Annotated in this window: 27 protein-coding genes; 8 read left to right on the forward strand and 19 right to left on the reverse strand. The window is 62.5% G+C overall.

The features are described 5' to 3' along the window. Positions 1 to 258: 258 nt before the first annotated feature. Positions 259 to 3,750, forward strand: coding sequence for a carbamoyl-phosphate synthase large subunit (gene carB, locus ACIU1A_RS20825; protein ID WP_140686115.1), 3,492 nt, complete (start codon positions 259 to 261; stop codon positions 3,748 to 3,750). A gap of 57 nt (positions 3,751 to 3,807) precedes the next feature. On the opposite strand, the gene ACIU1A_RS20830 is transcribed toward carB, so the two are convergent. The 12 genes from ACIU1A_RS20830 to ACIU1A_RS20885 form a co-directional block, all read right to left on the reverse strand. Further along, on the reverse strand, positions 3,808 to 4,857 hold the full coding sequence (locus ACIU1A_RS20830) for a reverse transcriptase domain-containing protein (RefSeq protein ID WP_404925167.1): 1,050 nt from the start codon (positions 4,855 to 4,857) through the stop codon (positions 3,808 to 3,810). Between the two features lie 103 nt (positions 4,858 to 4,960). Beyond that, a complete protein-coding gene (locus ACIU1A_RS20835) occupies positions 4,961 to 5,422 on the reverse strand; it encodes a hypothetical protein (protein ID WP_404925168.1) in 462 nt (153 codons plus the stop codon). Further along, complete coding sequence (locus ACIU1A_RS20840) at positions 5,423 to 5,749, reverse strand: hypothetical protein (RefSeq protein WP_404925169.1); 327 nt, start codon at positions 5,747 to 5,749, stop codon at positions 5,423 to 5,425. 162 nt (positions 5,750 to 5,911) lie between these two features. Continuing rightward, positions 5,912 to 6,304, reverse strand: a complete 393-nt coding sequence (locus ACIU1A_RS20845) for a RidA family protein (protein ID WP_404925170.1) — start codon at positions 6,302 to 6,304, stop codon at positions 5,912 to 5,914. Positions 6,305 to 6,446: 142 nt separating this feature from the next. Beyond that, positions 6,447 to 6,911, reverse strand: coding sequence for a cupin domain-containing protein (locus ACIU1A_RS20850; protein ID WP_404925171.1), 465 nt, complete (start codon positions 6,909 to 6,911; stop codon positions 6,447 to 6,449). A gap of 287 nt (positions 6,912 to 7,198) precedes the next feature. Beyond that, positions 7,199 to 7,750, reverse strand: a complete 552-nt coding sequence (locus ACIU1A_RS20855; protein ID WP_404925172.1) for a DUF4142 domain-containing protein — start codon at positions 7,748 to 7,750, stop codon at positions 7,199 to 7,201. 78 nt (positions 7,751 to 7,828) lie between these two features. Further along, complete coding sequence (locus ACIU1A_RS20860; RefSeq protein ID WP_404925173.1) at positions 7,829 to 8,572, reverse strand: DUF899 family protein; 744 nt, start codon at positions 8,570 to 8,572, stop codon at positions 7,829 to 7,831. 91 nt (positions 8,573 to 8,663) lie between these two features. Next, positions 8,664 to 9,488, reverse strand: a complete 825-nt coding sequence (locus ACIU1A_RS20865; RefSeq protein WP_404925174.1) for a carbohydrate ABC transporter permease — start codon at positions 9,486 to 9,488, stop codon at positions 8,664 to 8,666. A gap of 1 nt (position 9,489) precedes the next feature. Continuing rightward, positions 9,490 to 10,464, reverse strand: coding sequence for a carbohydrate ABC transporter permease (locus tag ACIU1A_RS20870; RefSeq protein WP_140631932.1), 975 nt, complete (start codon positions 10,462 to 10,464; stop codon positions 9,490 to 9,492). 38 nt (positions 10,465 to 10,502) lie between these two features. Then, a complete protein-coding gene (locus ACIU1A_RS20875) occupies positions 10,503 to 11,771 on the reverse strand; it encodes an ABC transporter substrate-binding protein (RefSeq protein WP_404925175.1) in 1,269 nt (422 codons plus the stop codon). Positions 11,772 to 11,918: 147 nt separating this feature from the next. Beyond that, positions 11,919 to 12,407 carry a GNAT family N-acetyltransferase gene (locus ACIU1A_RS20880; protein ID WP_404925176.1) on the reverse strand — a complete coding sequence of 163 codons (489 nt, stop codon included), beginning with the start codon at positions 12,405 to 12,407 and terminating at the stop codon, positions 11,919 to 11,921. A 5-nt stretch (positions 12,408 to 12,412) separates the two neighbouring features. Then, entirely contained in the window at positions 12,413 to 13,324 is a 912-nt protein-coding gene (locus tag ACIU1A_RS20885; RefSeq protein WP_404925177.1) for a transglycosylase SLT domain-containing protein, read from the reverse strand. A 180-nt stretch (positions 13,325 to 13,504) separates the two neighbouring features. On the opposite strand from ACIU1A_RS20885, the gene ACIU1A_RS20890 reads away from it, so the two are divergent. Then, complete coding sequence (locus ACIU1A_RS20890) at positions 13,505 to 14,074, forward strand: methylated-DNA--[protein]-cysteine S-methyltransferase (protein WP_140524866.1); 570 nt, start codon at positions 13,505 to 13,507, stop codon at positions 14,072 to 14,074. Between the two features lie 28 nt (positions 14,075 to 14,102). On the opposite strand, the gene ACIU1A_RS20895 is transcribed toward ACIU1A_RS20890, so the two are convergent. Beyond that, positions 14,103 to 14,432 (reverse strand): hypothetical protein, encoded by a 330-nt coding sequence (locus ACIU1A_RS20895; protein WP_140495945.1) that lies wholly within the window; start codon positions 14,430 to 14,432, stop codon positions 14,103 to 14,105. A gap of 275 nt (positions 14,433 to 14,707) precedes the next feature. Between ACIU1A_RS20895 and ACIU1A_RS20900 the strand changes: the two genes are divergently transcribed. Next, positions 14,708 to 14,920: a cold-shock protein gene (locus ACIU1A_RS20900; RefSeq protein ID WP_010910991.1), complete on the forward strand. Its 213-nt coding sequence runs from the start codon at positions 14,708 to 14,710 to the stop codon at positions 14,918 to 14,920. Positions 14,921 to 15,186: 266 nt separating this feature from the next. Next, positions 15,187 to 15,387, forward strand: a complete 201-nt coding sequence (locus ACIU1A_RS20905; protein WP_140524867.1) for an iron-containing alcohol dehydrogenase — start codon at positions 15,187 to 15,189, stop codon at positions 15,385 to 15,387. A gap of 352 nt (positions 15,388 to 15,739) precedes the next feature. On the opposite strand, the gene ACIU1A_RS20910 is transcribed toward ACIU1A_RS20905, so the two are convergent. The 3 genes from ACIU1A_RS20910 to ACIU1A_RS20920 all read right to left on the reverse strand — a co-directional run bounded on the left by ACIU1A_RS20910 (position 15,740) and on the right by ACIU1A_RS20920 (position 18,197). Continuing rightward, positions 15,740 to 16,348: a glutathione S-transferase family protein gene (locus ACIU1A_RS20910; protein ID WP_140556017.1), complete on the reverse strand. Its 609-nt coding sequence runs from the start codon at positions 16,346 to 16,348 to the stop codon at positions 15,740 to 15,742. A gap of 113 nt (positions 16,349 to 16,461) precedes the next feature. Beyond that, positions 16,462 to 17,310: an EAL domain-containing protein gene (locus ACIU1A_RS20915; RefSeq protein WP_140495948.1), complete on the reverse strand. Its 849-nt coding sequence runs from the start codon at positions 17,308 to 17,310 to the stop codon at positions 16,462 to 16,464. Beyond that, entirely contained in the window at positions 17,307 to 18,197 is an 891-nt protein-coding gene (locus ACIU1A_RS20920; protein ID WP_404925178.1) for an EAL domain-containing protein, read from the reverse strand. The genes ACIU1A_RS20915 and ACIU1A_RS20920 overlap by 4 nt, the downstream gene beginning before the upstream one ends. Positions 18,198 to 18,413: 216 nt before the next feature. Here ACIU1A_RS20920 and ACIU1A_RS20925 point away from each other — a divergent pair, with 216 nt between their 5' ends. Next, a complete protein-coding gene (locus tag ACIU1A_RS20925; RefSeq protein WP_140495950.1) occupies positions 18,414 to 19,616 on the forward strand; it encodes a pyridoxal phosphate-dependent aminotransferase in 1,203 nt (400 codons plus the stop codon). 56 nt (positions 19,617 to 19,672) lie between these two features. Here ACIU1A_RS20925 and ACIU1A_RS20930 read toward each other — a convergent pair whose 3' ends face one another. Beyond that, complete coding sequence (locus ACIU1A_RS20930) at positions 19,673 to 20,068, reverse strand: cupin domain-containing protein (protein WP_404925179.1); 396 nt, start codon at positions 20,066 to 20,068, stop codon at positions 19,673 to 19,675. On the opposite strand from ACIU1A_RS20930, the gene ACIU1A_RS20935 reads away from it, so the two are divergent. The 3 genes from ACIU1A_RS20935 to ACIU1A_RS20945 all read left to right on the forward strand — a co-directional run bounded on the left by ACIU1A_RS20935 (position 20,058) and on the right by ACIU1A_RS20945 (position 23,820). Then, the gene (locus ACIU1A_RS20935) at positions 20,058 to 20,333 is read left to right on the forward strand and encodes a hypothetical protein (RefSeq protein ID WP_404925180.1); all 276 of its coding nucleotides are present in this window, start codon (positions 20,058 to 20,060) and stop codon (positions 20,331 to 20,333) included. The two genes, ACIU1A_RS20930 and ACIU1A_RS20935, sit on opposite strands and share 11 nt — an antisense overlap. 61 nt (positions 20,334 to 20,394) lie before the next feature. Beyond that, a complete protein-coding gene (locus tag ACIU1A_RS20940; RefSeq protein WP_404925181.1) occupies positions 20,395 to 22,446 on the forward strand; it encodes an elongation factor G in 2,052 nt (683 codons plus the stop codon). Between the two features lie 876 nt (positions 22,447 to 23,322). Next, entirely contained in the window at positions 23,323 to 23,820 is a 498-nt protein-coding gene (locus ACIU1A_RS20945) for an isoprenylcysteine carboxylmethyltransferase family protein (protein ID WP_140897372.1), read from the forward strand. 19 nt (positions 23,821 to 23,839) lie between these two features. On the opposite strand, the gene ACIU1A_RS20950 is transcribed toward ACIU1A_RS20945, so the two are convergent. Beyond that, entirely contained in the window at positions 23,840 to 24,736 is an 897-nt protein-coding gene (locus tag ACIU1A_RS20950; protein ID WP_140495954.1) for a LysR family transcriptional regulator, read from the reverse strand. Between the two features lie 89 nt (positions 24,737 to 24,825). After that, positions 24,826 to 25,800 (reverse strand): thioredoxin-disulfide reductase, encoded by a 975-nt coding sequence (gene trxB / locus ACIU1A_RS20955; RefSeq protein WP_140495955.1) that lies wholly within the window; start codon positions 25,798 to 25,800, stop codon positions 24,826 to 24,828. Between the last annotated feature and the right edge of the window lie 222 nt (positions 25,801 to 26,022).

Genomic DNA, 26,022 nt, shown 5'->3' on the forward strand with positions numbered 1-26,022 from the left:
AGGCAGTAGGGCAGTAAGGCAATATGTGAAGTGCCTGGAGTGACTGCCCTACTGCCCTACTGCCCTACTGCCCTACTGCCCTACTGCCCTACTGCCCTACTGCCCTACTGCCCTACTGCCCTCATTTTCGGGGTTACATCAGGCAAAACTCTTCCCTATAAGGCCCTCCTAGCCTGATACCAGAATCGCAAGCACAACCGGCCGGGTCTCCCGTCCCGGTTTTTCGTGCAAGCCGCTCGCCGAACGGAATTCATAAAGATGCCAAGACGCACCGACATCAAGTCGATCCTGATCATCGGGGCCGGCCCCATCGTCATCGGCCAGGCCTGCGAATTCGACTATTCCGGCACGCAGGCCTGCAAGGCGCTGAAGGAAGAGGGTTTCCGCGTCATCCTGGTCAATTCCAACCCGGCCACCATCATGACCGACCCGGAACTGGCCGACGCCACCTATATCGAGCCGATCACCCCCGAAGTCGTGGCCAAGATCATCGCCAAGGAGCGCCCGGATGCGCTGCTGCCGACCATGGGCGGCCAGACCGCGCTCAACACCGCGCTGTCGCTGCGCCGCATGGGCGTGCTGGAGCGCTACAATGTCGAGATGATCGGCGCCGACGCCACGGCCATCGACAAGGCCGAGGACCGGGCGCTGTTCCGCGAAGCGATGAAGAAGATCGGCCTGGAAACGCCGAAGTCGATGCTGGCCAACGCCACCGACGTCAAGAATGCCGACCGCAAGACGCATGAGGCCGAACGCGCGGCACTGAAGGCCGAAAAGCCCGACAATCTCGATGCCGCCCTCGACGCGCTGGAGACAAGCTGGAACCTCGGCGAAGGCGACCGCAAGCAGCGCTACATCAGCCACGCCATGGCGATCGCCGCCCAGGCGCTCGACCATGTCGGCCTGCCCGCCATCATCCGCCCCTCCTTCACCATGGGCGGCACCGGCGGCGGCATCGCCTACAACAGGGCCGAATTCTTCGACATCGTCCAGTCCGGCCTCGACGCCTCGCCGACCACCGAGGTGCTGATCGAGGAAAGCGTGCTCGGCTGGAAGGAATACGAGATGGAGGTCGTCCGCGACAGAGCGGACAATTGCATCATCGTCTGCTCCATCGAGAACATCGATCCGATGGGCGTGCACACGGGCGACAGCATCACCGTCGCGCCGGCGCTGACCTTGACCGACAAGGAATACCAGATGATGCGCAACGCCTCGATCGCGGTGCTGCGCGAGATCGGCGTCGAGACCGGCGGCTCCAACGTGCAGTTCGCCGTCAACCCGGCCGACGGCCGCCTCGTGGTCATCGAGATGAACCCGCGCGTCTCCCGCTCCTCGGCGCTGGCCTCCAAGGCGACCGGTTTCCCCATTGCCAAGATCGCCGCCAAGCTTGCCGTCGGCTACACGCTGGACGAGCTGGAGAACGATATCACCGGCGGCGCGACACCCGCCTCGTTCGAACCGTCTATCGACTACGTCGTCACCAAGATCCCGCGCTTTGCATTCGAGAAATTCCCCGGCGCGGAGCCGGTGCTGACCACCGCGATGAAGTCGGTCGGCGAAGTCATGGCTATCGGCCGCACCTTCCAGGAATCCTTGCAGAAGGCGCTGCGCGGGCTGGAGACCGGCCTCACCGGTCTTGACGAGATCGAGATCCCCGGCCTCGGTTCCGCAAACAGCGCCGACGACCGCAACGCCATCCGCGCCGCCCTTGGCACCCCCACCCCCGACCGGCTGCGCATGGTGGCGCAGGCGATCCGCATGGGCACCTCGCTGGAAGACGTGCACGCCATGTGCAAGATCGACCCGTGGTTCCTCGAGCAAATCGCCGGGATCCTGGCCATGGAAGCCCGCATCCGGGAGCACGGCCTGCCTGAGGACGCCGCCAATCTGCGCATGCTGAAGGCCATGGGTTTTTCGGACGCCCGCCTCGCCTCATTGACGAAGAGCGACGTGGAAGTCGTTCAGAAGATTCGTGAAAAGCTCGACGTTCATCCGGTTTATAAGCGCATCGACACCTGCGCGGCCGAGTTCGCGTCGCCGACCGCCTACATGTACTCCACTTATGAAGTGCCCTTCGCCGGCGCGCTCGCCAACGAGGCGCAGGTGTCGTCGCGCAAGAAGGTGGTCATCCTCGGCGGCGGTCCGAACCGCATCGGCCAGGGCATCGAATTCGACTATTGCTGCTGCCATGCCGCCTTCGCCCTGCGCGACGCCGGCTATGAAGCGATCATGATCAACTGCAACCCGGAGACCGTGTCGACCGACTACGACACGTCGGACCGGCTCTATTTCGATCCCCTGACGGCGGAGGACGTGCTGGAGATCCTGCGCGCCGAGCAGGCGTCGGGCGAGTTGGTCGGCGTCATCGTCCAGTTCGGCGGCCAGACGCCGCTGAAGCTCGCCGATGCGCTGGAGAAGGCCGGCATCCCGATCCTTGGCACCTCGCCCGACATGATCGACCTGGCGGAGGACCGCGACCGCTTTCAGAAGCTGCTGCACAAGCTCAACCTCAGCCAGCCGAAGAACGGCATCGCCTATTCGGTCGAGCAGGCCCGCCTCGTCGCCGGCGAGCTCGGCTTTCCCCTGGTGGTGCGCCCCTCCTATGTGCTGGGCGGCCGCGCCATGCAGATTATCCATGACGAGGGCATGCTGCAATCCTATCTGCTCGACACCGTGCCCGGCCTGGTGCCGGAGGACATCAAGCAGAAATACCCCAACGACAAGACCGGCCAGATCAACACGCTTCTGGGCAAGAACCCGTTGCTGTTCGACACCTATCTCTCCGGCGCCATCGAGGTCGATGTCGACTGCCTCTGCGACGGCAAGGCGACCTTCGTCTCCGGCATATTGGAGCACATCGAGGAGGCCGGCATCCATTCGGGCGACTCGGCCTGCTCGCTCCCCGTTCATTCGCTGCCTTCCGAACTGGTCGACGAGCTGGAGCGGCAGACGGCGGCCCTTGCCCGCGCGCTCAATGTCGGCGGGCTGATGAACGTGCAGTACGCGATCAAGGACGGCACGGTCTACGTGCTGGAGGTCAACCCGCGCGCCTCGCGCACCGTGCCCTTCGTCGCCAAGACCATCGGCCGCCCCATCGCCAAGATCGCCGCCCGCATCATGGCCGGAGAGAGCCTGGAAGACGCCTTCGCCCATTACGGCGCCATGCCCGACCCGCGCAACCCCGGCCACATCGCGGTCAAGGAAGCCGTCTTCCCCTTCGCCCGTTTCCCCGGCGTCGACATCCTGCTCGGCCCGGAAATGCGCTCGACCGGCGAGGTCATGGGCCTCGACCGCGACTTTGCGCTGGCCTTCGCCAAGAGCCAGTTAGGGGCGGGTGTTGATCTCCCCCGCTCCGGCACGCTGTTCGTCTCGGTGCGCGACGAGGACAAGAAAGGCATATTGCCGGCGGTCAAGCGCCTCGCTGGCCTCGGCTTCAAGGTGATGGCCACCTCAGGCACCGCCCGCTTCCTCGCCGAAAACGGCGTCGTCGCCGAGAAGATAAACAAGGTGCTCGAAGGCCGCCCCCACATCGAGGACGCCATCCGCAACCGCCAGGTCCAGATCGTCTTCAACACCACGGATGGGCAGAAGGCGGTGTCGGACTCCAAGTCGTTGCGGCGAGCGACGCTGATGCAGAAGGTGCCGTATTACACGACTCTGTCGGGTGCCGCCGCGGTGGCCGAAGCGATCGCGGCGCTGAAGGCTGGGAGCTTGGAGGTGCGGCCGCTGCAGGAGTATTTTGCTTGAGGCATCTACTTCCACACGAGAGGGGAGCCGGCAGCAAGCATGAGTTCATCCGTCGAATCAGATAGCGGCCTTCGCCGCAGGAACGCATATTGACAGGTTAATTTCACTGTCCTGCGATTCCACTTCGATTCGCTCGACAAATTTCTTCAAATTAGATACAGAAACGCCTTCTTTAAGAAGTCTAGCTTTGTATTTTCTAATAAAAGACAGAAATGTCGCACGCGGCGCCGCGCATGGATGCCTAAGGATAATTTCTATATCCTTTTTAAGCTCAGTTCCGATATTTCCATAAAGAAGATACTTCTTTAATAGTTGGCTCTCGTTAAACCCTGACAAAAACTCATACTCACGCAACCTTTCGCGTAAGTAATTCATCGAAAATAAGGTTCTAGCTCTCGGTTCGGCAGAAAGAAGGTTGAGCGAGGCTTTAACTACGGTATCGATTCGACCGCCTTTCAACGGATAACTTGCAGAAAATCTCCTTAACTCTCTATCGAATGCACCTATATTTTTCTTCGAGACAGCACTAAGTAATGAAAGAGCCCTATACTCTTTGAACTCACGCTTTGAAAAATGCCTTGTCTTAGAGGCATTAAAATTTAGACCCAAGTTTAGTAAGAACCTAGATGCTTGATGCATGGTAGCTTCAAGGTGAATCCTTGACTTTCCGAACAGGACTATGTCGTCAGCCCACCTTAGATATAATATTCCTTCACTTTTACAATATTCAATAAACTTTCTGTCGAATTCATTCAGATAAAAATTTGAAACAATTCTAGGAACGGACCGGTATGCGCCATACACTCCCTCGAAATCCTCAATGAGGTACTCTTGGAGGGCGAGCACAATTAAGTAATATACAGTCATATCTTCAGCTGTCAGAATCGGGACAAACCGGGTACAGCCAGCAGATTTCAGATAACCAAGGTAGCCATGCCCTATTGATGGAATGTACTTATGTTGCTTAATATCTGATTTTAATTGGTCGATCGATGCAACAATTTCTTTTAGTTCTTTTGCGCCGATGATTGGAACGATACTCTCACTAAGTTTTTTCCAAATTGGGCGAGCATTTTTGGTTGTGATTATTGCGTCAAAAGCACTCATACTTGTCCTGAGCAATTGAAAGGTATTTTGGCACCGTCACGGACAAAAACCGCAGCTGACTGGCGTGAGGTACCGGCAAAGGTGTTACGATTCAACTGAGACGTCAGGTCTCAACATTAATAGCAATTGGCTTCGACGCCTTAGCTTTCGCTCTTTCCAATTTGCTCGCGGCTTTTCGCATCCTAGCGACCGCTTCCTTCGCCTTGTCGCCTTCGATCGTGTCCCGCTTGATCACCTCATTTTCGACCAACTGCGATAGGTTCTCGTTACCGACTTTGAGGTCTGGAAAGAGCTTCCGGATTTCGCGACGTACCACCGAAATTACTGCTTCGGACCGGATGACCGCCGAAACCGTAAACTTGTTGAACAACTGGGCCTGCTGATGGAAGGCATCCATCGCATCGGTGGTCAGCCCTTCCTTGGCATATAGGAAGAGGCATTGCAGATGATCCTCATTCTTGGGATTCATGTCGGCAAGTACGATGCGGCAAACTTCTTCGTGGCTGATCTGGTTTGCTACGTAGATGCGGACCAGCCGCCATTCGACCGCATTGGTCAGGATCACTCAGTGAATGCCTTGGTGAGCCCCATAGTCAATAACCTGCCTCAGGTGATTCTCGGCCAAGCTGCTGCCTGCTGATTTCACTTCGACAAGCAATCGCAGTTTCCCTGCGATCTTGATCGCGAGATCACAATATGTGGCCTTAATCTGATGTTCCGATGTCAGTTCATCATATTTATCATAGCCAAAGACATCAGCCAGGATGTCTTTGACTAAGGTAACTGTGTCGGCTTCCGCGACATCCGATTTTTGCTGAGCGAGCGTGATCCGCTGATACTTCTTGAGATTCAACGCAACCCGTTCGACGAATTTTTTCGGTAATTTGTTCAATGACTCGCCCTCCCTATCCCCGAAGTGAGTTGAGGACGAGTTTACTTGAAAGACAAGTAAAAACTTGCGCTAAGGATTCCCGCCCTTGGCGGGCTCAGAGCATTCGAAACTCGAACCGCCAAACAATCAGCTTTCGTCCGCTACCCGCGTGCTTCTCACCCCTCACGCCACAGCCACACACTCGATCTCAACATCAAACTCCATCGGCCATGACGCCACCGGCACAAAGCTCCGCGCCGGCGGGTTGGTCGAGAAGTACTTGGCATAAACCCGGTTAATCGCGTTGTAGAAGCCGGAATTGACGGCGTAGATGCGCACCATCACGACATTGTCCAGCGAGGTGCCGGCCGCTTCCAGGCAATGTTTCAGCGCCTTGAGCGACGCCTCGGTCTGCACCTCGATGTCGCCGCGCACCATCTCGCCGGTCACCATGTCCACCGGCGGCGTCGCCGAGATGAACACGAATCCGTTGGCCTTCACCGCCGTCGAACAGGGCAGGCCGAGCGCCCGCACCTTGTCCGACATGACGGCCACTTCGATGATTTCTTTCTTCATGGTGGTGCTCCCTGGGTTTGGGGGAGCTTATAGTGCCGGCCGGGGAACGCCAGCGCCGACCCGCAGTCCAGAGCCGGAACTCGTCCCTCGCCTGCGAAATCTCGTAGGGCGCTCCCCCTGGCGCCGACGCGTTGTCCAGCGCTCACCCCTGCCCCGGATAGGGCGTGCCATCCTTGTGCAGGAAGCGTCCATCCGAACTCGGGCTCATCATGTCGATGTCGGAGCAGGTGATGACATCGTCCGGGTTGCGCGAGCCGACCTCGAGATAGAGCGCCGTCGTGGATGAGCGGTTGATCAAATGGTGGCCATCGCCGCTGTTCTTGGCGAAGGTGGCGCAGTCGCCGGCCTTGAGCAGCGTCTCGCCGCCATCCTCGACCAGCGTTAGCTCGCCTTCCAGCACATAGACGAACTCGTCCTCATGGCTGTGCCAGTGACGCTGGCTTGACCAGCCGCCGGGCGGCAGCGCCATCAGGTTGACGCCGAAATCGGTCAGTCCGCCGGCATCGCCAAGCCGGCGGCGCGTGCGGCCGGCGCAAGGGGCGTCGAAGGGCGCGGGATAGCCCGAGCCCTTGCGGACGGGCAGCGATGCGAGGTCGAGTTTGGGCATGGGTGCTCTCAGGGTGGTGGTGCGGCACTGTAGTCCCAGGTAAGCATGGGAAGAACCCTGGCCGTCGCGCCGCCCTCCGGCGCCCCCCTCTGTCCTGCCGGACATCTCCCCCCTCGAGGGGGAGATTGGCTGTCGCGAATGCTTTCGCTAAATTTTCAGCGTGGGCAGAAAGAGCGCCGACGCCCAAGCTGCCGATCTCCCCCCAAGAGGGGGAGATGTCCGGCAGGACAGAGGGGGGGGCGCCGTAGAGTGCTATCGTCTGCGGTTCAGCTCCCTCTCGACCGCCCTCACCCCTGATGCGCCGCGCCCAGTTCCTTCACGTGCTTCTCGTGCATCTTCAGCGTCGGCAGCGTCTTCTTGGCGAATTCCTTCATCGCCGGGTCGTCGCCCGATTTGGCGTAGGTGCTGAAGAGCGCGACGGCGTCCTTGTGAGCGGCTGTCTGCATCATGATGTATTTGGTGTCGAAGTCCTTGCCGCTGGCGGCCTTGAGCTCGTCGAGCTGGCCCTGTTCTTTCGGCTGCAGCGCCGGGCCGGCCGGCTTGGTCGAGGCGGTGGTCTGGCCCTGCGCGAGTGCCGCCTTGAAGTCCTCGCCGGCCTTGGTGTGGTCCTCGATCATCTGTTTGGCGAAGGCCTTGACGTCGGCCGACGCCGATTTCTGCTCGGCGAGCTTGCTCGACTGGATCTCGAACTCGTTGGCGCCGGGCACCGTCTTGATGAAGGTCTGCGTGTCGACCTTGCTGTCGGCCGCCAGCGGCGTCGTTTGGGCAGTGGATTGGGCAAGCGCGGCGGGCGCGGCGGCGAGCAAGGCCGCGGCGGTCATGGTCAGAAGCGTTTTCATCTGCAATCTCCGATCGGAATGGTTCCCTCGGGATTCCAACGCCGCAGATGCACGGAAGTTGCGCCGGGCGCCTTGCCGTCAATGGCAGCATGCCTCGCCATATTGCAGCTGCTCGTGCCAGTTCGGCCGGCCCTCCGGGGTGAAATCCATCAGGTTCCACAGGATCTCGCAGGTGCCGATGGCGCGCGGGTCCTGGCCGGGTTCGGGCGGCGCGAAGCCGAGTTCGGACGACCAGAAATGCCTGATGCCGTCAGCGTCGCGGTGGAACACCGAGAGCAGCGGGATCTGCGCACCGTCGGCATCCTCGGCGTTGTAGTCGCGCTTGAAGCTGTTGGAGGCCGACGACACCAGCCGCATGTTCTTCCAGCCACGGTCGCGGCCGAGCGTGACGAGGTTTTCGAGCGCCGTTTTCGCCACCACGGCGAAGTTGAAGCCGGCCGCCTGGAGATGGCCGACGGCGCCGTCGAACTGGTCGAGCAGCGCCGTGCAGGACGGGCATGGCTGGTCCGGCCGAGCCAGCTTCGCCGTGCCGCCCGTCATTGCCACGTCGCGCGTCTCCTGCGGATGGCGCGGAAACATCATCTGGTAGAGGATCAGCGTGTCCTTGCCGGGTGCGAACAGTTGCGACAGCTTTATCTCGGCCGCCCTGCCCTCGGCATCCAGCCCATCAAACACGTAATCCTGTGGCACCAGCCCGCCCGGCGGCAACGCGTGGCGTGCCACGGCCACATCCTCCATGGCGCGGCGCAGCTCGATTTCCTTGTTCAGCAGCTTTTCGCGGGCGGCGCGGTATTTGGCGGATTCGTTGGGGAAGGTGATCATGATCGGCTCCTTGGTCACAGCGCCGGCGTCCCGGCGCGGTTGCTCTAAGACCTAAGGACGCGCCGCTGCGGCCGGTTCCGACATTTTCTCCTCACCCCTTCACGCCGCCGGCGGTGAGGCCGGAGACGATCTTGCGCTGGAAGATCAGCACCAGCAGCACCAGCGGCACGGTGACGATCACCGATGCGGCCATGATGTTGCCCCACGGGATCTCGAACTGCGAATTGCCCGAAAGCAGCGCGATCGCCACCGGCACGGTCCGCTGGGCGTTGTTGGAGGTGAATGTCAGCGCAAACAGGAACTCGTTCCACGCGCCGATAAAGGCGAGCAGCCCGGTGGTCGCCAGCGCCGGCCACATCAGCGGCAGGAAGATGCGCGTGATGATGATCCACGGCGTCGCGCCGTCAAGGATCGCCGCCTCCTCGACCTCGACCGGCAGGTCGCGCACGAAGGCGGTGAGCACCCAGACGGTGAACGGCAAGGTGAAGATCATGTAGGAGAAGATCAGCGCGAGAAGCGAATTGTAGAGGCTGAACATCCGCACCAGCTCGAACAGTCCGGCCAGCACCGCCACCTGCGGGAACATCGATACCGACAGGATGGCGAATAGTAGCGCTGAGCGGCCGCGAAAACGGATGCGCGCCAGCGCGTAGGCCGCGGTGACGCCGAGGAACAGCGAGAGCGCGACGACCGCGCCGGAGACCACCAGTGAGTTCACGAGGTTACGCGCGAAGGCGCCTTCGGTCAGCACGTTGCGATAATTGCCGAGGCTGAACGTCTTCGGCCAGAGGTCGGCCTGGAACAGTTCGGTGCCCGATTTCAGGCTGGTGACGATGGCGTAATAGAAGGGGAATACCGCGACCAGCACGATGGCCGCGACCAGCAGGTAGAAAGCCGTCCGCTTCAGGATCCACATCTCAGCGCCCGCCCTCGAGGCTGACCCCGCCGATCCGGATATAGGCCATGGTGAGAAGCGCAAGAATGAGGAACAGCAGCGTCGAAGCGGCCGAGCCGTAGGCGAATTTGTCGAACTCGAACAGGTTCTCGCGCGCGAACACCGACATCGACTTGGTGTGCACGTTGTTGGGCGTCAGCACATAGATCAGGTCGAAGATGCGCAGCGCATCGAGCGCGCGGAAGATCACCGCCACCATCACCGCAGGCCGGATCAGCGGCAAGGTCACCCGCCAGAAGATCTGCCACGGATTGGCGCCGTCGAGCCTGGCGACCTCGATGATCTCGCGCGGCAGCATCTGCAGCGCGGCAAGGATGAGCAGCGCCATGAACGGCGTCGTCTTCCAGATGTCGACGACCAGCACGGCGGCCATCGCCGTGTCCGCGTTGGCCGTCCAGGCGATCTTGGTGTCGATCAGGCCGAGATTGAGCAGAACCACATTGATGATGCCGAACTGGTCGTTGAGCATCCACTGCCACATCTTGGCCGAGACGATGGTCGGGATCGCCCAGGGGATGAGGATCGCCGCCCTGACGATGCCGCGGCCCGGGAATTCGGCATTGAGCACCAGCGCGACGACCATGCCGAGGATCGTCTCGCAGGTAACCGAAAGGGCCGCGAAACGCACCGTGTTCCAGACGGCGCTCCACCACACCGGGTCGGCCAGCACGCCATCGTAGAGCACCCGGCCGCTCGGCATGCGCAGCACCGAGAAGTAATTGGCGAAGCCTGCCCACTGGCGGGCGTCAAGATCGGCCAGCGAAGCGTCGGTGAAACTGAAATAGACCGTGCGGGCGAGCGGCCAGCCGGCAGCGGCGGCGAGCACCAGGAGCATCGGCGCCAGGAACAGCCAGGCCGAACGCACGCGCTGGCGCATCAGCCGCGAGCGCGGGCGGTGGGTCGCGACGGCTTCAGTCCTCGGCTCCGCTTCTGTCATCCCTCGCGCCGGGCGGGACATGGAGGCGCGTTGTGGCGTCACCAGCCACGCCCCTTCAGCCTGGTCAGCATGGCTTCGAGGTCGGCCAGATTGTCGCCCGCGGTGCCATCGCCCGACAGCGTCTTGTGGACGGCGTTCCAGAATTGGCTCGACGCCTCGTTGTACTTGATCCTGGCCGCGGCCGAGGGACGCGGCACCGCATTGAGGAAGATCTGCTTCCAGCGCGGAACGATCGGCTGTTGTCTGGCGATGTCGGTATCGTCATAGAGCGCCTGGATGGTCGGCAGGCTGGAGTTCCTCAGCGCGCGGTATTTCTGCATCGCGGGCGAGGCGATGAATTTGACGAGCCCGATCGCAGCGTCCGGGTGCTTGGAATATTTGGACACGGCAAGATTCCAGCCACCCAGCACCGCCGCCGGACGCGCGCCTTCGCCGGTGCCGGCCGGCAGCGGCGCTACGTCGAACTTGCCCTTGATCGGCGAGCCTTCGGAATTGCCTAGTGCATAGGCGTAGGGCCAGTTGCGCATGAAGACCGCATTGCCGGTCTGCCACACGCCGCGCGATTCCTCTTCCTGATAGGCCAGCACGCCGGGTGGCGCGATGGTTCCGACCCAGCCTTTGGCCGTGTCGAGCGCTGCCGCCGCTTTTGGATTGTTGATCGAGATGGTGCCGTCCGGCTCGATGATCTGGCCGCCGCCGTTCGACATCACCCATTCCAGCGCGTCGCAGGTCAGCCCCTCATAGGCATTGCCCTGGAAGACGAAGCCCCAGATGTCCTTGTTGCCGGCAGCCCGTTCCTTGTCCATGACCAGCTTGGCGGTGTCGGCCAGCTCCTTCCAGGTGGCAGGCACCTTGGCGCCGTATTTGTCGAGCAGGTCCTTGCGGTAGTAGAGCGCCGGCGCATCGGTGAAGATCGGCAGCGCCACCAGCCTCCCGTTGACGGTCTGCGACTGGATGATCGAGGGGAAATGGGCGCCGACGACATCCTTGGTCGCCGCGGTCAGGTCGACGAGCTGGCTGGCGAGCTGCGGCGCCCAGATCACATCGGTCTGGTAGACGTCGATATCGCTATTGCCGGCGGCAAGCCACAGCCTGTACTGGCCGAACTGGTCGGTCCCGGATGCCGGCATGACGACGATGCTGACCTTGTTGCCGCTGCCCTTCTCATAGCGGTCGAGGATTTCACGCAGCACCTTGATGCCGATTCCTGTGTCGCCCGATACGATCGACAATTCGACGGCTCGCGCAGGCACAGCCGCAATCATCGCGGCAGCGACCAACGTGGCAAATGCGTGAAAGAGCCTCATGGCGGCGGAGGATCTCCTTTCGGAACGGCGACGCAAGCCTTCGAGGCTCCGGAAGCTCGTCGGACCCCTCCACCACTCTTTGAATGCGGAGCGGCGCTCTGGGTTCCCGAGCGATGCCCGCGAGCGGCGGTGGGCCGGGCCGCGGCTTCAGCCTTCCCAGGCGACAGGGCTCATCCCAAGCCGCTGATAGAGCCTGACAGCGGCGGCGTTTTCCACCGTGTTGGTCTTGAGGTCGACATGGTCTGCGCCGCGTTCGCGAAAGACGGCGAAGGCGTGCCACATCAGCGCCTCGCCGATGCCCCTGCCGCGCGCCTGCGGATGCACGGCGAGATCCCTGACGAAGGCGCTCGTCCAGCACAGCGCCGCCGCCACCAGCAGGCCCTTGGCGTCGATGACGAGGAAACAGAGCGCAGAATCGAATTCGGGGTCGCCTGGGATGCGTGGCCACCATTCGTCGAACGGGCCGTCGGCGCCATCGTCGAACACTTCGGTCAGCAGCGCATGCAAGGCCGGCGCATCGCCGGGCTCGAGGGTGCGCATGACAAAGCCATCCGACCAGTGCGCGGGAACCAGCGTCTCGTCGAGGATCTTGCGCAGCCGGATGTCGTTCGGAGCCGGCGGGCGCGGTTCGGGCATTTCGCTCAGGCGTCGGGCAGCAGGCGGCGCCGCTTGCGGTCGACGCCGAGGCCGGTCGCCTCGAGCAGGCCTTTGCGCTTGGCGTCGAAATAGTAGCCGGTCTGATAGAGCCAGTCGGCGCGCTTGGCGTTGCCGTCCGACACCAGCCAGGCGCCACGCAGGTATTTGACGGCGTATTTCAGGTTGGTTTCGGCATCGAACAGGCCCCTGGCCGGTCCGTCATAGCCCATGCCGCGCGCCGTCGCGTGCTTGATCTGCATCAGCCCCCAATGGCCGTTGTTGTAGGCCTTGGGATTGAAGGTGCTTTCGCGGTTGACGACATGGCGCACAAGGTCGACCGGCACCTGATAAAACGCGGCGTATTTTACGATCAGCCGGTCGATATCGCCGCGCACGCCGGTCGCATGCTCTTCCTGCACCGGAGCGGCAGGAAACTGGACGAGGGCAGCCGGATTCTGCGGCACAACATAGGCCGCCTGCTGCACGCCGGGCATGGCTTTCTGATCGTTCCTGGCGATCGCCGGCACGATGAGCCCGGCGGTGGCGTAGGTGGCTGCCGCCTTGATTGGTGCGCCGGCGCCAGCCGGCGGCGGCGCCTGCCAGGCATTGGCGGTCATCACCGCCGGCACGGCCGGTGCGGTTGGGGTCGCTCCGGCAAAGGCCGCGGTTGCCGCGGCCGCCTGTGTGGTCGGGCCGGCGGACAACTCAGCGGTTTGAACGGGCGTAATCCCCGACGATTCCGGCAGCACCCAAACCGTCTCCGGCAACGGTATGGTGAAGCCGGCATCGGTGCCGGCGACGGTCGCTGTTTCGGTCAGGGAAGACGCGGATTTCATCTGCGATGTCGACGTGCAACCGCTGACGCAGGCCATGGCCGCGATCACGCCGAGCGCGATAAGGGTTTGTTTTGCTGGCAAGCCGCGTTCGGGTCCGGTTCGTCGGATGTTAAGAAATCCCTTACACCAGCGATTCCTGGCGAGCAATCGGGGCGCTCAGGTGGTTTTCGGGTGGCGAGACTCGGGCCGAAATGCCATATTGTTCCTGATATGTACCGGCATGAATGCCGGTTTCTGGCCATTTTGCGAAAGGAGCACGCCATGCAAACGCCGTCGCAGATCACAGCCGGCCACGCAGTGTTAGAAACAGTGATCGGCTTCATGGGGATTGCCTGGAGCGAAAAGGGCCTGATCCGGCTCTGCCTGCCCGAACGCAGCCGCGAGGCAGTGGAACGGCGGCTGCTGCGCCATGCCGGCGTTTCGGCCGCTACCGTGCAGCCGCCGTGGGTGGTCGAGCTGATCGCCTCGATCAAGGCCTATGCGGCAGGCGAGGACGTCGATTTCTCCTCCGTGCCGGTCGATCTCGACGGCATCGACGATTTCCGCCTCGCCATCTATGGCGCGGCGCGAAAGCTAGCCTATGGTGAAACCACCACCTATGGCGAACTGGCCAAGCGCGCCGGCCATGCCGGCCTGCCGCGCGAAACGGGTGCCGCGCTTGGCGCCAATCCGGTGCCTCTGGTCATTCCGTGTCACCGCATCGTCGCCGCCGGCGGCAAGATCGGCGGCTTCTCCGCGCCCGGCGGCTCGACCACCAAGGAAAAGATGCTGGCCATGGAAGGCGTGCGCGTCGGCCCGCCGCCGCCAGCGCAGGTCTCGTTCGGATTTTGACGCGATAACAGCCGCGCCAGGCTATGGCCTAGTCGTTATGAAAAAACCGCCGGCGGAAACGCCGGTCGTTGTCCGGTCGCTTGCAATTGTAGACCGGGCAGGATTTCGTATCGGCGCTCGGCACATAGGCGCGTGTCCTCACCTCGCCCATGGTGCAGAATTGCTGGCTCTGCACGTAGCGGTCGTAGAGTGGCAGTCCCGGTACCCGCCTCGACTGGTAACGCAGGATGACGGCGCCCTGCCGCGCGATCGTCGCCTGCACGCGGCCACACTCCATCCGCGTCGGATCGTAGCGCGAGATCGCCTGCGCCTCGGCGGCAATCAGCGTCAGGCATGCTGCCAGCAGAATGGTCTTCATGGTCCTCTCCCCTGATGCGCGGCTCACGGACAGCGCCATCTGACGCAACGGTTTCACCGGATTGGGGCGGCCATTGGGCGGTCCCTCGATCACGGCTTTCTCACGCAGTCTTGTATTTCGTGCGAAAGCAGCCTATATCAGCCCCATTGATATTTCGGCCGATCGATCCGGGCCTCGCGATCTTCGCGTTTGCTGACGTCTATCTCCAAAATCTCGATGCACACCGGCTGGACCTCGGTTCGGTCAAACCAAAGCAAATGTGAAGGACTATTTTTATGGCAACTGGAACGGTCAAGTGGTTCAACGCCACCAAGGGCTTCGGCTTCATCCAGCCTGACGCGGGCGGCGCGGACGTTTTCGTCCACATCTCCGCTGTCGAGCGCGCTGGACTGTCGACCCTGGTCGAAGGCCAGAAGATCAACTTCGAGATCGAGCAGGACCGCCGCACTGGCAAGTCGTCCGCTGGATCTCTGAGCAAGGCAGCCTGATTTTGAAAATGGCGCGCGCCGGGCGACAGCCCGGGGCGCGCGGCAAGTCACGGATGTACTGACGGTCGCGCGAGAAGCGCGCCGGAGCGGAAAGACCCGACAAGCCGGATCAGCAGATAGCTGCCAGCCCGGACCGGACGCTCCCGATCAGGCTACCGAAATGGGAAGGCGGGCATTGTCCCGCCTTTTATTTGCCTGGATTCCAGGCATGTAAAGCCGACCCTGGAGTCCCACCTGTGGTACCACTAGAGTGGTATTATCCGGCCATGACCAAGCTTGAGCAAATCGAAAAGTCCATCACCGAACTGAGCCCCGAGGAGTTGAAGGCGTTTGCCGCATGGTTCGAGGCGCTCCAGGCGGACCTGTGGGATCGGCAGATCGAGGCCGACGTGAGGGCGGGGCGATTGGACAAGCTTGCCGAACAGGCATTGGCTGACCATCGCGCCGGCCGGACTCGCCCTCTGTGAATCACGGCGCCTCTCCATCATTCTGGAAGGCTTATGAAAACTGTCATCGTCGATCAAAGCAAAGGCGGACAGGAGTTTTCTCAGACTGCGTTCCGATCCTTTTCATCCCTCCTTACATTTCAAGCAGGTCGGTTGCTATTGGTCGGCGCGGGTCGACGAAACTACCGGCTGTTGCCATACGCAACAATGAAGATGTGATCTGGTTCTGGATCGGCACCCTATGCCGACTACGACCATCTGTTGAAATAGCTCCCGCGCAGCTTCCCGGACGATGGGCGGCCGGGCCTCGCGCCTGTTGACGCGTGCCCCGCCCCCAAAGAGCCGCGAGGCGGCGACGAGGTTGAGGATAAAGCTACCCCACCCACTCCATCGGCACATGCCCCGGATCCGCTTCCACTCGTTTTAGCCACGCAGCCACCGCCGGGTAGGCGTCGAGCTGGAAGCCGCCCTGCTCCGCCGTATGCGTATAAGCGTAGAGCGCAATGTCGGCGACGCTGTAGGCGCTTCCGGCGAAGAACGCGTTGTTCTCCAGGTATTTATTCATGACACCGAGCGCCTTGTTGCCGCGCTCCAGTGTCACCGCCAGCCGCTCCGGCGTCGCGTCCTTGGCCCTTTCGGGAAAGGTCAGCAGCGCCTTGCGCACGGCGATATAGGGCTCGTGGCTGTACTGTTCGAAGAACAGCCATTGATAGGCGAGCCCGCGCTCATACTTGTCCGCGGGCAGGAAGCGCGTGCCCTCGGCGAGGTAGAGCAGGATGGCGTTGGATTCAGCGATCCGCCTTCCGTCGTCGAGCTCCAGCAGCGGCACCATGGCGTTCGGATTCTTGGCGACGAAATCCGCTTTTCGCGTATCGCCCGTGTGCGAACTCACCTCGACAGTGGTGAAAGGGAGGCCGAGCTTGGCCATCAGCAGGCGCGGCTTGTAGCAGTTGCCGCTGTCGATCATGCTGTAAAGTATCATCGCTGGTCCCCCGAGCGCTGCCATGTGCAGACGCGATTATCGTAGCCGCGCCGTCCTCACCAATGATTAGTTTTGGCGCGACGATCAGCGCCGCTGATGTGTAGCACACGGCGCTACCCGAACAGCGGCACCACCTTGCTGTCCCTGCCCAGCAGCGCGTCGATGGCGAGCGGTCGCTCGTCGAAGATCACCCCGGCCAGCGCCGGCCGGGCGAGTAGAAAACCTTGCAGCAGGTCGACGCCGCCATCGAGCGCGACGCGCAGATGGGTGGGCTGTTCGATGCCCTCGACCAGGACCTTGGCGCCGCGGTCGTGCAGGCTGGAGACCAGCGGGCGGAAGAACCGCTCGGCGGCGGCGTGGCGGCAGAATTGCGCGAACCAGCCACCGTCGATCTTGACGATATCGGGCTTGAGCAGGCTGACCCGCTCCTCGGTCGAGTGGCCGGTGCCGAAATCGTCGATGGCGATGCGGATGCCGTCGCGGCGCATCTCGCGCACCAGCCTGGCCAGCAGCGTGTCGTCGGCCGCCTGTTCGGTGATTTCGCAGACCAGCATGCCGGGGGCCAGGCCGAGCTCGCCGAGATGCCTGCTCATCAGCCGGATTTCGGCCAAGGCCCGGCCCCGATGGGCGTTGACCAATGGATTGTAGTTGAAGAACAGATCGAGCCCGTCGACGCCGATGTTGCGGAAGTTCCTGAGATGCAGCACGCGGCACATGGTTTCGACGAACAGCCGGTCCTCGGCCGCGACGCCTTCGAAGAACGCCCGTGCGGCGCCCGGCCGGCCGGCGCGATGCGGCTCTATCAGGCCCTCGACCGCGATTGCGTGCAGGAAGCGGCCGCGCGGCGCGAAGATCGGCTGGTAGGCGCTGCGCAGGCGGAAGTCGCCATAAACGCCATATTCGATACCGACCTCGTCCATGAAGATCGCATCGCCGACATCGCGCCGCCGCTCGGGCCTCATCGTGTGCCCCTGCGCCCAAAGGCTTTCGCCGCCCGCGCGGTATGCGGCGCGGCTGCCGGGACGGAAGATGCACTGTCGGCGGCAGGCGATGGGCCGTCCTCGCCGAAGACGCGGAAGCTGGTCGGCGCCAGTTCCGGCCGTGCCAGCACGAAACCCTGGACCATCGAAGCCCCGGATTTCTCGGCCAGCTCCAGCTGCCAGCCTTCCTCGATGCCCTCGAACACGGTGCGGATGCCTTGTGCCTCGAAGCTTTTCACCATGGACGTCAGCAGCGCGAAGCCGGCGCCGGACTCCATCAACTGCGTGATCCAGTGGGCATCGAACTTGACGATGTCGGGTTTCAACTCCTTGATGCGGTTGATGTCGGAATCGTCGGCGCCATAGTCATCGACGGCAATGCGAAAGCCGTTGCCCTTCAACGCCGCGACGAAACCGTGCAGGGTCTCCTGCGAGGCTGGACGCTGCTCGGTCACCTCGCACACGACACGGCCCGGATCGATGCCGGCCTCGTGCAGCACCAGGCGCATTTCGCGCAAGGCATTGTCGGCAACGGCGCGCTCGGTGAACACCGACGGATCGAAATTGACGAAGATCGACGCTTCCTGCGGCAGGCAGGCGCCGGCATTCAGCAGATGCAGCGTCCTGGTCAGCGCCTCGATATGGAGCCGGTCGGCGGCCGGGCAGGTGCTGAAGAAGCTCATTGGCGATTGCGGCTCGCCGTCGCGGAACGGCCGGATCAAGCCCTCGAAGGCGGCAACCGACAGCTTGCCTTCCCTGAAGGCGAAGATCGGCTGGAAGGCGCTTTGCAACGTATAAATGCCCCAGACACCTGACGAGGTGCCGTCATCATGACGGATGATATGGGCAAGCCCGATGCTGCGCGACAAGGTTCCTCGCTCCGCGAACTGGCGCAATTGGGTTACGATCCTGCCACGCAAGCCTCTACCGCCCGTTAATGAACTTTCTGTTGCCGATCACGGCTCATTGACCTCCTTGCGGCACTGGCCCAGCCGACAATGCTTGCACTCACGGGAATGATGCGACATGAGAAGCGCCGCGGCCGCTCCTGGCCGCGCTGATCCTTTCTGGAGAGAAAAAAGGTCATGGCCTTCCTTGCCGACACCCTTTCCCGCGTGAAGCCTTCCGCCACCATCGCGGTGACGCAGAAAGCCCGCGAGCTGAAAAATGCCGGCCGCGACGTCATTGGCCTGGGTGCCGGCGAACCGGATTTCGATACGCCCGACAACATCAAGAATGCGGCGATCGAGGCCATCCGCCGTGGTGAGACCAAATATCCGCCGGTGTCTGGCATCGCACCGCTGCGCGAAGCGATCGCGAAGAAATTCAAGCGCGAGAACAATCTCGACTACAAGCCCGAACAGACAATCGTCGGTACTGGCGGCAAGCAGATCCTGTTCAACGCCTTCATGGCGACGCTGAATCCCGGCGACGAGGTCATCATCCCACGCCCCTATTGGGTCAGCTATCCCGAGATGGTGGCGATCTGCGGCGGCACCTCGGTGTTCGCCGACACTTCGATCGACAACGGCTTCAAGCTGACGGCAGAAGTACTGGAAAAGGCCATCACGCCGCGCACAAAGTGGCTGCTGATGAACTCGCCGTCGAACCCGTCGGGCGCCGCCTACACCGAGGCCGAGCTTCGGTCGCTCGCCGACGTGCTGCTCAGGCATCCGCATGTCTGGACGCTGACCGACGACATGTACGAGCATCTGACCTATGGCGACTTCGTCTTCAAGACCATCGCCGAGGTCGAGCCGAAGCTCTATGAGCGCACGCTGACCATGAACGGCGTGTCGAAAGCCTATGCCATGACCGGCTGGCGCATTGGCTACGCCGCGGGTCCCGTCCAGTTGATCAAGGCGATGGACATGATCCAGGGCCAGCAGACATCGGGCGCCTGCACCATCGCGCAGTGGGCTTCGGTCGAAGCGCTGAACGGCCCGCAGGACTTCATCGCCAAGAACAAGGCTATCTTCCAGGGGCGTCGCGACCTCGTCGTCTCGATGCTCAACCAGGCGCGCGGCATCTCTTGTCCGTCGCCGGAAGGCGCCTTCTACGTCTATCCATCCTGTGCCCAGCTGATCGGCAAGAAGACCAAGGCCGGCAAGGTGATCGACACCGACGAGGCCTTCTGCTCGGAGCTGCTCGAGGCCGAGGGCGTGGCGGTGGTATTCGGTTCGGCCTTCGGCCTCGGTCCGAACTTCCGCATCTCCTACGCCACGTCGGAGACGCTGCTAGAGGAAGCGTGCACGCGCATCCAGCGCTTTACGGCATCACTGACCTGATCGTGAAAACAAAACCCGGCCAAACGCCGGGTTTTTAGATCGGCTCGACACGGTACTCAGCCGCCATATTGGGCCGGCGTCACCGCTTCCAGCCAGTCGGCATGCACGCCCTGGAGCGCTTCCTGCATGGCTATATGCGTCATGGCCGTTTTCGGCCCGGCGCCATGCCAGTGCTTTTCGCCTGGCGCGAACGAGATGACGTCCCCTGCCCTGATCTCCTGGATGAGACCGCCCCAGGTCTGAGCGAGGCCGGCGCCCGACGTGACGTACAGCGTCTGGCCAAGCGGATGCGTGTGCCAGTGGGTCCGCGCGCCCGGCTCGAAGCTGACCAATATCGCCCGCAGCCGTGCCGGAGCCTCCTTCTCGATGATCGGCGTCTGCAGCACCCGGCCGGTGAAGTACTTTTCCGGTGCGATGACGGTCGGCGTGCTGCCGCAGGCAATGATCTTCATCGTTCGATCCCTGGAACTGGTGGCGATGCGGGCGGCGGCGACGCCGCTCTTCTTTCGAGATACTAGTTTCGGCCGATATGGCCGGCGACGCAACCGGGTCTGTTCGGCTTGCAAGGCAGCGGTGACCGCCCCGCGCGCTCAGCCCCTGAGGCTACCTATTTTCCTTGCCCTGCCGGCAAACAAGTGGGACGATACCTTTGGGCCGGTTGAAGACAAGCCCGCCCGCGACGGTCGAACAGGCCGGCCGCCGCTCAGGACCGACTGACCTTGGCCTGAACCATGAATGCCAGTCGGTCTCCAGGGAAACGCCTGAGTGGAGGTCAGTCATGGGTAATCGCGCCGGAGGACGACGCACGGGACCGAAATGCATTGCCATAGTCGGTCCCTTCGCAAGCGGTAAGACGACACTTCTCGAAGCCATATTGGCCCGCACGGGCGCCATTCCCCGCCAGAACCCGGTTTCCTCGGGAAACACCGTTTCAGATCATTCGCCCGAGGCGCGCGCGCACGCCATGAGCGTCGAGGCGACCTTCGCCACCACAGAATTCATGGGCGAGCAGTTCACCTTCGTCGACTGTCCCGGATCGATCGAATTCTCCTTCGAGGCCGAACCGGTGCTGGCCGCCTGCGACCTCGCGGTGGTCGTCGCCGAGGCCGACGAGAAGAAGATCCCCGCCCTCCAGCTCATCATGCGCAAGCTCGACGATCTCGGCGTGCCGCGCATCCTGTTTCTCAACAAGGTCGACAAGGCGATTGCCGGCGTGCGCGACACGTTGAAGATGCTGCAGCCGGCAAGTGCGGTGCCGTTGCTTCTGCGCCAGATACCGCTGCGCAAGGACGGCGTCGTCATTGGCTCGATCGACCTGGCGCTGGAACGCGCCTACATCTACCGCGAATATGCCGAGAGCGAGGTGGCCCAGATACCCGGCGACGAAAAGGCGCGTGAGCTGGAAGCCCGTTTTTCGATGCTGGAACGGCTGGCCGACCATGACGACCAGTTGATGGAACAGCTGCTCGAGGAGATCGAGCCGCCCAAAGACGCGGTCTTCGACGATCTTGCCGCGGATCTGCGCGACGGCGCCGTCACGCCGGTGCTGATCGGCACCGCAGAGAAAGGCAATGGCGTGCTGCGTCTCCTGAAGGCGATCCGCCATGATGCGCCCGACATCGACGCGACCGGCAAACGGCTCGGCGCCCCCGAAGGCAACGCGACCGTGGTTCAGGTGATGAAGACCATCCATACGCCGCATGGAGGCAAATTGTCGGTGTCGCGCATCCTTTCGGGACAGGTCGCCGATGGCTCCGAGCTCTGGCTGCCCGGCGGCGACATGGCAAAGGTGTCCGGCATCTACAGGATGCTTGGCAAGGACCAGTCGAAGCTCACCGCGGCGAAGACCGGCGACACGGTCGCGCTCGGCAAGCTGGACGCGGTCAAGACCGGCCAGACGCTGACCTCGGCCAAGGGCGGCATGAAGCCGCTGCTCCAGTTCGAGCCGCCGCAGCCTGTCTTCGCTTTCGCCTTGCGGCCGAAGGAGCGCAAGGACGAGGTGAAGATGTCAGCCGCCATCCAACGGCTGGCCGAAGAAGATCCCTCGCTCAGCCTGCATCATAACCAGGACTCGGCCGAGACCGTGCTGTCGGGCCATGGAGAAATGCACCTGCGCGTCGTACGCGAACGGCTCGAGGGCAAGAACCAGATTCCGGTCGAAGGCCATCCGCCGGCGGTGCCCTACCGCGAGACTATCCGCAAATCGGCGCAGCAGCGCGGCCGCCACAAGAAGCAGTCCGGCGGCCACGGCCAGTTCGGCGATGTGGTGATCGAGATAAAGCCGCTGCCGCGCGGCGCAGGTTTCCAGTTCACCGATACCATCACCGGCGGCGTGGTGCCCAAGACCTACATCCAGTCGGTCGAAAGCGGCATACGCGATTACCTGAAGTCGGGCCCGCTCGGCTTTCCCGTCGTCGACGTCGCCGTCAACCTGTCGGACGGCTCCTACCACGCGGTCGATTCCTCCGACATGGCCTTCCAGATGGCGGCCAAGCTTGCCATGAAGGAAGGCATGGCGGGCTGTTCGCCCGTGCTCCTGGAGCCAGTGATGAAGGTCGAGATCGTGACGCCCTCCGATGCGACCTCGAAGATCATCGCGCTGATCCCGCAGCGGCGCGGCCAGATCCTCGGCTACGACGCGCGGCCCGGCTGGCCAGGATGGGATGTCGTCGAGGCGACCATGCCGCAATCCGAGATCGGCGATCTGATCATCGAGCTGCGCTCGGCCACCTCAGGCGTCGCCAGCTACCGCGCCGTCTTCGACCACATGGCCGAACTCACCGGCCGGCTCGCCGACGAAGCGATGAATGCCAACGGCAAGGCAGCCTGATACTGATGCATGTCGTCTAAAGTGATCTCGGCTTTGGGACATCGACATCCACAAAGATTTGGGTGAGTGCCCTCTCGAACCTTGTTCGAGAGGGCGCAAACAAAAAACGACGCCCGGGGGGGGGCCGGACGCCGTTTTGTTTGCGGACCGTTTTCTTGGGAGGAGAAACGGCAGGTCCGCCGCATCTTGAAGTCGCTGCTTCGGCGGAAGAAGGTTCGGACGCGGTAGCCGCCTGAGCCCGGATCGTCCGAGTGATGCCCCCATCTCCCGTCCGACCACACCGCGTCCTATGATCTGCTTAGCAGGAGCCGAGCGCCTTTGACATGTTACCAGAGGTTACATGTCACTGTTACGTGGCTATTTCGGTGGATTTTCCCGCCCTTCCGGCAGCGTCCGGGCAACAAAAAAGCCGGATCAATGAAGATCCGGCTGAGTTTGATTGGAAGTGCCTGTTAAGGCTAACCTCCAGAGGGGAACACTCGAGGGCGCTAATGGGAGGAGAACGCGCCCAGGAGATGAACTATATATGTGCTCATCATGCCCAAGAAACAAGCATCTATTTTGCAACACACGCATGCAAAAAGACGCAGGCTGTGGTCTAAGCCATTTCTGGACCCAATAGGACCAGCAGAATCACCGAAGCGGAACCCGCAATGAGACAATTGTCACGGCGGAATCGCGAATCACGCTCGGTTTTCATCCCGAAATGTCAAAAATGCGCAATGGCGTGGAATGAGGCAGCAGGCGTTTATTTCCGAGGCAACTAATGCATGTCGCGCAAAGTGTCCTCGGTTCGGCAGCGACGTGAACAACAAAGACTTGAGCGCGTCGCGGGAATCGGTTTGGGCGTGACATGCTTCAGGCGGGAGACAAGCAATGCGGACCTTTTCGGCGATCGCCGGCAGTGCTGCGTTCTTCATCGCGGCACCCTGTATCGTCGCCGGCCTCGTGCCGTGGCTGCTGACGGATCGCTGGGACCGGCCATGGTCGAGCCTGCCGGGTCTTGCCCCTCTTGGCTGGATCCTCATCGCGGTCGCCGTGGCGGCGCTGCTGCATGCATTCGCCTGCTTTGCGCTTGAAGGCCTCGGCACGCCTGCTCCGGTCGCTCCGACCGAGAGACTGGTGGTCGGCGGGCTCTACCGCCATGTCCGCAATCCGATGTATGTGGCGGTGCTGTCGATCATCATCGGCCAGGCACTGCTGTTTTCAAGCTGGACGCTTGTCGCCTACGCCGCCATGGCAGCCGCGGCCATGGCCACCTTCGTCAAGCTGTACGAGGAGCCGACGCTCGCACGCCGCTATGGCGATGAATACCAAACCTACCGCCGCAACGTGCCCGCCTGGCTGCCCCGCCTGACGCGCTGGCGGGGGTGAGGGTCTGCACGATCTCCGGTCAATACGACCAGCTCCGCGCCTTGGCGATGATGAAGTCGCGAAATACGTGCAGCTTCGCCTGGTTCTTCATCGCGTCCGGGTAGGCGAAATAGGTGTCGAAGGAAGGCACCTCCGTTTCCGGCAGGAGCTGCACCAGGCCGGAATCCTTGGAGATGACATAGTCGGGCAGCATGGCGATGCCGGCGCCGCCCTGCACCGCGCGCTTGATCGACAATATGTCGTTGATCTGCAGCGTCGGCACGCGCTGGCCGCCCTCGAAATCGCCGACCGTTTCCAGCCAGTTCAGCTCCGACAGATGCGCGGGCACCGGCACGCCGAAAGTGACGATGCGATGCGCCTTGAGCTCGGCCACCGAAGCCGGCCTGCCATGCTTGGCGATATAGCCTGGCGAAGCATAGAGGTGGAAATGCACCGTGAACAGGCGGCGCTGGATAAGGTCCGGCTGCTGCGGCTGGCGCAGCCGGATGGCGCAATCGGCCTGGCGCATGGTGAGGTCGAGCTCCTCGTTGGCGAGGATCAGTTGCAGGCTGATTTCAGGATAGAGCTCGATGAACTCCTGCACGCGCTCGGTCAGCCAGCCGGCGCCGAGCCCGACCGTGGTCGTGACCCTGAGCACGCCGGAGGGGCGGTCCTTGGTCTCGGTCAGCCGCGACTTGATGGTCTCGAGCTTCATCAGCACGTCATGCGCCGTGCGGAACAGCATCTCGCCCTGTTCGGTCAGCACCAGGCCGCGGGCGTGACGGTTGAACAGCGGCACGCCGACATCGTGCTCGAGCGCGCTGACCTGGCGCGAAATCGCCGATTGCGACAGATGCAGCGTCTCGGCCGCATGTGTAAACGACCCCGCTTCCGCCGCAGCGTGAAACACGCGTAGCTTGTCCCAGTCCAACGCCATGATTCCCCTCGTTCCTGTTTGGCGTCTGAATGAAAAATCAGGCTTTTACACGGCGTTTCTAAGCCGTTCTTTCAACAGTTTGCGAACCGCTATTCGGCCGCCTCGCGATGCACCTCGATGCCGGCCAGGTACTTCTCCGCCTCGAGCGCCGCCATGCAGCCCAGCCCCGCCGCAGTCACCGCCTGGCGGTATATATCGTCGGTCACGTCGCCGGCGGCGAACACGCCGGGCACGTCGGTGCGGGTCGAATCCGGCGCCGTCCACAGATAGCCGTTCGGCTTCTGCTTCAGCTTGCCGACGAACAGCTCGACCGCCGGCGCATGGCCGATCGCGACGAACACGCCGTCGACCTCGAGCTGCGTCTCGACACCCGTCACCACGTTGCGCAGCTTCAACCCTTCGACCGAAGGCGGCAGTGGCGTCTTGCCCGGACGGCCGGTGATCTCGTCGACAACCGTGTCCCAGATGACGCGGACATTGTCCTTCTTCAAGAGCCGCTCGCGCAGGATGCGTTCGGCGCGGAAGTCCGAGCGCCTGTGGATGACCGTCACGCTCTTGGCGAGGTTCGACAGATAGAGTGCTTCTTCCACCGCCGAATTGCCGCCGCCGACCACCGCGACATCCTTGCCGCGGTAGAAGAAGCCGTCGCAGGTGGCGCAAGCCGATACGCCGAAGCCCATGAACGTCTGTTCGGTCGGAATGCCAAGCCATTTGGCCTGCGCGCCGGTGGCGATGATCAGGGCATCGGCCGTGTAGACGGTGCCGGAATCGCCGGTTGCGCGGAACGGCCGCACGTTGAGATCGACCTCGGTGATGATGTCGGCGATGATGTCGGTGCCGACATGCTCGGCCTGCCTGAGCATCTCGCTCATCAGCCACGGACCCTGGATGGGTTCGCCGAAACCGGGATAGTTCTCGACGTCGGTGGTGATCATCAGCTGGCCCCCCTGCTGCAGGCCGGCGACCAGCATCGGCTTCAGCATGGCGCGGGCGGCATAGATCGCCGCGGTATAACCGGCCGGGCCGGAACCGATGATGAGGACAGGCGCGTGCTTGGTGGTCATGAAAAGCCTCTGCGGAGGGCTGCCGGCGTTTGCGGCATGGAAAACTCGTCGATGTCGCGCGTAATGTAAGTGTTGCCCACGACACCAGCAAGGCAAGTTGGCGCTCGTCCCCGGAAAGCTTTGTCGCACCGGGCGAACCGCTCTGGTGCTGCGTGGATTTCCGCGTGGGGGATGGCGTGGACAGCAAAGTCGTTTAATTACAAAATCCCGCAAGATTCTTTC

Origin of the sequence: Mesorhizobium maamorense (assembly GCF_044998965.1) — a bacterium.
Classification (GTDB): domain Bacteria; phylum Pseudomonadota; class Alphaproteobacteria; order Rhizobiales; family Rhizobiaceae; genus Mesorhizobium.